This is a genomic window from Candidatus Albibeggiatoa sp. nov. BB20 (assembly GCA_016744725.1).
Lineage (GTDB): Bacteria > Pseudomonadota > Gammaproteobacteria > Beggiatoales > Beggiatoaceae > Albibeggiatoa.
Window position 1 is genome coordinate 1 of the sequence record JADGDW010000232.1, and the last position, 5,202, is coordinate 5,202.

Sequence of the window (5,202 nt, forward strand, 5' to 3'; positions counted from 1 at the left end):
GCCTAATTTTAGTACAAACTCAGGGGTAATTGGGGGTTTACCAACGACACCTCGAATGCCATCAGTACCAAAATATTTACGTTGTTGCATTGTTATTTTTTTAGTGTAATAGAAAAAGATAATCACACAATGATAACAAACTCAGGCCTACTATTTCATGAAATTCATTATATTTTTAATTCCTTAATACATGTGTCTGAAACGAGCTGTTTGCTTCAAAGCTACAGTTTTAAATACCTGATTTTTAGTTTACGGGACGGTGTATTTTCCATCAAAAGCTTAAAACCTTCGCCTTTTAACAGTGTTGATACCTTATAATCCAATACCTCTTGCAGGAATCAATGGCTTAAGGTTTAATGAACCAATCCACATCTTTTGGAGTAACAAACCATGACTCTTTTTAGGCAATATATTAAACAAGTAGTTGTTTGTTTTTCACTTTTATCAATTTTCAGTTTGAACTTAGAGGCTAGGGAACTCAGAGAAGTCCCTGATAATATCATCCAATGTGATACGGCCTGCATCCAAATTGCTTACCCTTATGCCCTTATCAGCCAAGACGTATATGATGATAATGCCTCATTTGATAAACAAGGCTGGACAAGAGGTCAAGGCCTCATTGTGTTTGACTTTCAAAATACGGATTTATTTTTTGATGATGAAACATGGCTTATTCAAGGTGATGATGGCTTACACATGGGTTTGTATATCAATGCTGATAGGCACGAAGCTGTATTAGCTGTGCGCGGTACTGAATTTAACAGCCTAGATGATTTACTCGCAGACATTCAACAATTATTTGGTGCAATTCCTGAACAGTATGAAAATGCACTTAGTGCAACAGAAGAATTATTACCTTATATTCAACAAACAGGTTATTCATTGGCAATTGCTGGCCATTCACTGGGTGGTGGTATCGCACAATATATTGCTAACTCATTCAATCTACCTGCAATCACTTTTAATTCAGCTCCCATTTCTGAAGAAGTTGAAAATGATTCGTTTGCCCGAAAATATCCTGAGGGCTACACGGGGGAATATCCAACCCCATTTATTTATAACTTAGTGTTTAGAAAAGAAGGCGGATGGTGGTCAAGTTATGACATTATCGCGGACTCCTATAGCAGTGCAAATTCGGGCGGTTTGTTAGGTACTTCATTCTCTTTAATTACTGAAGAAGGAGTCGATTTACTTGAATTGCATAGTCTTGATGAAATGATTGAAGAAATGCAACGCCGTACCACTCAATAACATCCTTTGCTAACAAAAGATAAAGCCATGCGTCAAATTGTACTGGATACAGAAACCACAGGTTTAGAGCCAAAAGAAGGCCACAGAATCATTGAAATTGGTTGTGTTGAAGTGGTTAATCGTCAAGCGACCGACAATCATTTCCATCAATATCTACAACCTGATAGAAAAATTGATGAAGAGGCAATTCGAGTTCACGGTATCACCAATGAAATGTTGCAAGATGAACCACGTTTTGCTGACATAGTGCAGTCTTTTATGGCGTTTATCCAAGGAGCTGAATTATTGATTCACAATGCTCCGTTTGATGTCGGCTTTATCAATTATGAACTGCAATTACTCAATCAAAATTGGCAAGGCATTGAACATTATTGCACTATCACTGATACGCTACGAATGGCGCGGAAGCGATACCCCGGTCAAAAAAATAATTTAAATGCACTGTGTAAACGGTTGGATATTGATAATTCTAAACGAGAATTGCATGGCGCATTATTAGACTCACAAATCTTAGCTGATGTGTATCTTGCTCTTACAGGTGGTCAAGCCAGTTTATTGGGCGCAGAGGATAGTAATAACAGTGCTGAAGCGACTCAGATTCGTCGGATTAGCCTTGAAGCAGGACAATTACCACTGCTTGAAGCAACCGAAGAAGAGCTGGCTTTGCATCAACAATATTTAGAGCGGCTTGATAAAGCAGTTGGAAATCATTGTTTATGGCGTAGTTTAGAGCAAAAAGCAACTGAAGCCTTAAGTTCTTAAATTATAAGCTGGTTCGTAATTTAATTTGTGCTTAACTAAGACTCTGTTTCTTATTGTTTTTTAATCTATTCCCCTCAGCAATATGTACGAAATAAGTTTTGTACAGTTGCAGTTTAGGCTATAATTTTATTTGATTTTTACCACACCTAAACCTGCATGACATTCTGCAAATTTCATGTACGATGAAATGGAAATCGACATCATATTAGATGTGATGATAATCCAAGCCATCCATGATTTTTTGTTCATTTTATCCAAGCAACTAAAATAATATTAGGCTGGAGGGGTATCGATGAGATTTAAATTTTTATTATTCAGCTTGTTACTGCTGTTAAACTACAATAGCCATGCACAATCGTGCACTGTTGTAGCTAAAGCACAATTAGCTGAAAATATAAGTGAAGTAAAAATAATCCACAATATGAGCCAACGAGAATTAAGTAGCTCAAATGCCGAGCTTTGTGTGGGTGATGTGGTTGTGATACCTGAGTCTTTTGCTCAGCCTGTGGTATTGGATTATTACAGTGAAAACTTAGAACAACAGCAATTAGCCACAGGTCAACAACATGAGATTATGGGCTTAGAAGCACCTTGTGGCAAATGGTGTAAATTAACAAAAAACACTAAGCGTTTGTATATGCGTTTAACTCGCAAAAACATTAACCCACCGAATCGAATTGTGGCAACAGAACGAGGAGATAATGAGGATTTTCCTGTTAGTACATTGATAACAGATAATCAACAACCTTTATATTTATTTGCTCAACAAGGTGAACTTGGCTTTTTTTGGAAAGGAGGTAAAAAACCTTATCAATTAACCCTAAAAAACCAGCAAGGCCAAACGATTATCAGCCAAAATAAGCTGCATACAAAACATACGCAGTTTAGCCTACCCAATGTTGAACCCAATCAAACCTACCAGTTAATATTGCAAGATAAGCAGAAAAAAACACTGCAAACAGGGATTAGGTTTAGATTGCCTCCTTTTCCACTTGACCCCGATGAAAATAGATTATTACGCTTAACTCGCTTATTGCTTGACTCGGAACATAATTGGCGGCTAGAAGTGTGGCGACAATTGCAAGCCTTAGACGATAGCCCTAAAGTCAATAAATTTAAAGCACATTTAATTGTAGACGATTTTTAAGCAATACTGTGTGCCCTTTTATGCTAGGAATGTATCTGTAATATATTGCAGTTTAGAGCTATTTAAGTGCATATTAATATTTGATAAAAATTTTAAAATTAGTTATATTGATATTAAATAATAACAATTCTCATTTGCAAGGCAAATTATGGCAATTACCCACCAAGTTAGCTGTTCAGACGAAAAAACACCTCATTTATCCGTAAGCCAAGCCCTTGAACGTATCATCCAAACGGTTCAACCCATAACAGGTTATAAGCAAGTCAATTTACATCAAGCTTTGGGCTGTATTTTGGCTGAAGATATTCAATCACCGATGCAAGTGCCAACTTATACCAATTCTGCGATGGATGGGTATGCGGTTAATGCGACTGATTTGAATATTGAAGGGGTACAAAGTTTACAGCTAGTGGGTTCTGTATTCGCAGGCCATCCTTTTGAGCAAAGTATTCAACAAGGTCAGTGTGTGCGGATTATGACAGGTGCAATGCTGCCCCAAGGTGTTGATACCGTTATTATGCAAGAGCATGTGGAAGTTGATGCCGAGCAGATTAAATTTAATCCTCAACAGCATAAAGCGGGACAAAATGTGCGTTTGGCTGGCGAAGATATGCAACTGGGACAAGTGGTATTAAATGTAGGTAAGCAAATTTTACCACCTGAATTAGGCCTATTGGCTTCATTGGGGATTGCTGAAATCAGAATCAAACCTAAGTTGCGGGTTGCATTTTTTTCTACTGGTGATGAATTATGCCCTGTTGGACAGCCTTTAAAATCGGGACAAATTTATGACAGCAATCGTTATCAGTTATTTGGGGTGTTAGCACGGTTGAATCTTGAAGTGATTGATATGGGTGTGATACCTGATGATTTAGAGCAAATAGAACAGGCATTTACCACAGCCTCTCAGATTGCCGATGTACTTATTACTTCTGGTGGGGTTTCAGTGGGGGATGCAGATTATGTTAAGCAAATTTTGGATAAATTAGGTCAGATTAATTTCTGGAAAATCGCGATGAAACCAGGGCACCCACTCACTTTTGGCACAATCAATCAAGCCACGTTCTTTGGTTTACCTGGTAATCCTGTATCAGCATTGGTGACATTTTATCAATTTGTACAACCTGCATTACAACGTATGATGGGGCAATCTGACATAGCGCAGCTCACTTGGAAAGTCCGTTGTTTATCTAAATTAAAAAAGAAAAAAGGCCGTACTGAGTTTCAGCGAGGCATATTAAAGCAAGCAGAGGATGGAGAATGGGTGGTCACAACGACAGGTGCACAGGGTTCACATATCATTCGCTCTATGAGTGAAGCCAATTGCTTTATTGTGTTGCAAGAACACCAAACTGTTGTAAATGAATCTGAATATGTGACTGTACAACCACTCACAGGACTATTATGATAGAGGGGTTGATAGAATTTTCACAAAAAGACTTTATTGTTAATTCTTAGAGGAAGTGTATATGAAATCATTACGTAAAGCATGTTTAATGGCTTTGGGTGCTACTGCATTGTCTGTAGCTGCTCCTACCCAAGCAGAGATTGTTGCAGAAGATATTTTGCAAGGGGTGACCATTAGCGGTTTAATCGAAGTTAATGCTTGGCAAACTGAAGATTATGCAGGTGTTGATAGCAGCGATGTGACTTTAGCAACCGTTGAATTAGCAATTGATGCGCAAATCCATAAATGGGTAAGTGGTCATGTATTATTTTTATTTGAAGAAGATGCAACTGAAGAGTTGGTTGTCGATGTAGGTTATATCACTATTGGTAATACAGACTATTCACCTCTTTATTTATCTGCTGGTCGTATGTATTTATTTGGTGGTTATGAAACGAATATGATTTCTGACCCATTAACTTTAGATATTGGCGAAACACAAGTGTCTGCGATAAAAGTAGGCTTTGATGCTGCGGGTGCTTATGGCTCAGTGTATGCTTACAATGGCGATACTCAGAAAAATGAAGATGACAAAATTGAAAACTTTGGTTTAGGCTTAGGTTATGCGTTAGAAAGCAATGGTTTATCATTAGAT

7 protein-coding genes are annotated in these 5,202 nt (G+C 37.8%); 5 read left to right on the top strand and 2 right to left on the bottom strand.

Features of this window, described 5'->3' with window-relative positions; genetic code table 11:
- Positions 1 to 90 (bottom strand): hypothetical protein (locus tag ABXH34_RS17650; protein WP_353573207.1); only part of this gene is annotated, 90 nt, incomplete at its 3' end.
- Between the two features lie 300 nt (positions 91 to 390).
- Here ABXH34_RS17650 and ABXH34_RS17655 point away from each other — a divergent pair.
- Both ABXH34_RS17655 and dnaQ read left to right on the top strand, forming a co-directional pair.
- Positions 391 to 1,251 (top strand): Tle-like phospholipase domain-containing protein, encoded by an 861-nt coding sequence (locus ABXH34_RS17655; RefSeq protein WP_353573201.1) that lies wholly within the window; start codon positions 391 to 393, stop codon positions 1,249 to 1,251.
- A gap of 27 nt (positions 1,252 to 1,278) precedes the next feature.
- Positions 1,279 to 2,013, top strand: coding sequence for a DNA polymerase III subunit epsilon (gene dnaQ / locus ABXH34_RS17660; RefSeq protein WP_353573202.1), 735 nt, complete (start codon positions 1,279 to 1,281; stop codon positions 2,011 to 2,013).
- A 126-nt stretch (positions 2,014 to 2,139) separates the two neighbouring features.
- Here dnaQ and ABXH34_RS17665 read toward each other — a convergent pair whose 3' ends face one another.
- A complete protein-coding gene (locus tag ABXH34_RS17665; protein WP_353573203.1) occupies positions 2,140 to 2,262 on the bottom strand; it encodes a hypothetical protein in 123 nt (40 codons plus the stop codon).
- Positions 2,263 to 2,305: 43 nt separating this feature from the next.
- On the opposite strand from ABXH34_RS17665, the gene ABXH34_RS17670 reads away from it, so the two are divergent.
- The 3 genes from ABXH34_RS17670 to ABXH34_RS17680 form a co-directional block, all read left to right on the top strand.
- Positions 2,306 to 3,160, top strand: coding sequence for a hypothetical protein (locus ABXH34_RS17670; RefSeq protein ID WP_353573204.1), 855 nt, complete (start codon positions 2,306 to 2,308; stop codon positions 3,158 to 3,160).
- Positions 3,161 to 3,308: 148 nt separating this feature from the next.
- The gene (moeA, locus tag ABXH34_RS17675) at positions 3,309 to 4,568 is read left to right on the top strand and encodes a molybdopterin molybdotransferase MoeA (RefSeq protein WP_353573205.1); all 1,260 of its coding nucleotides are present in this window, start codon (positions 3,309 to 3,311) and stop codon (positions 4,566 to 4,568) included.
- 61 nt (positions 4,569 to 4,629) lie between these two features.
- Positions 4,630 to 5,202, top strand: a 573-nt coding sequence (locus tag ABXH34_RS17680; protein ID WP_353573206.1) for an LbtU family siderophore porin, incomplete at its 3' end; no start/stop codon positions are given.

Bases quoted from the DNA above. Each gene is read 5' to 3' on its own strand.
- ABXH34_RS17655 (WP_353573201.1), top strand. From the start codon at position 391: ATGACTCTTTTTAGGCAATATATTAAACAAGTAGTTGTTTGTTTTTCA.
- ABXH34_RS17670 (WP_353573204.1), top strand. From the start codon at position 2,306: ATGAGATTTAAATTTTTATTATTCAGCTTGTTACTGCTGTTAAACTAC.
- ABXH34_RS17665 (WP_353573203.1), bottom strand. From the start codon at position 2,262: ATGAACAAAAAATCATGGATGGCTTGGATTATCATCACATCTAATATG.
- moeA (WP_353573205.1), top strand. From the start codon at position 3,309: ATGGCAATTACCCACCAAGTTAGCTGTTCAGACGAAAAAACACCTCAT.
- dnaQ (WP_353573202.1), top strand. From the start codon at position 1,279: ATGCGTCAAATTGTACTGGATACAGAAACCACAGGTTTAGAGCCAAAA.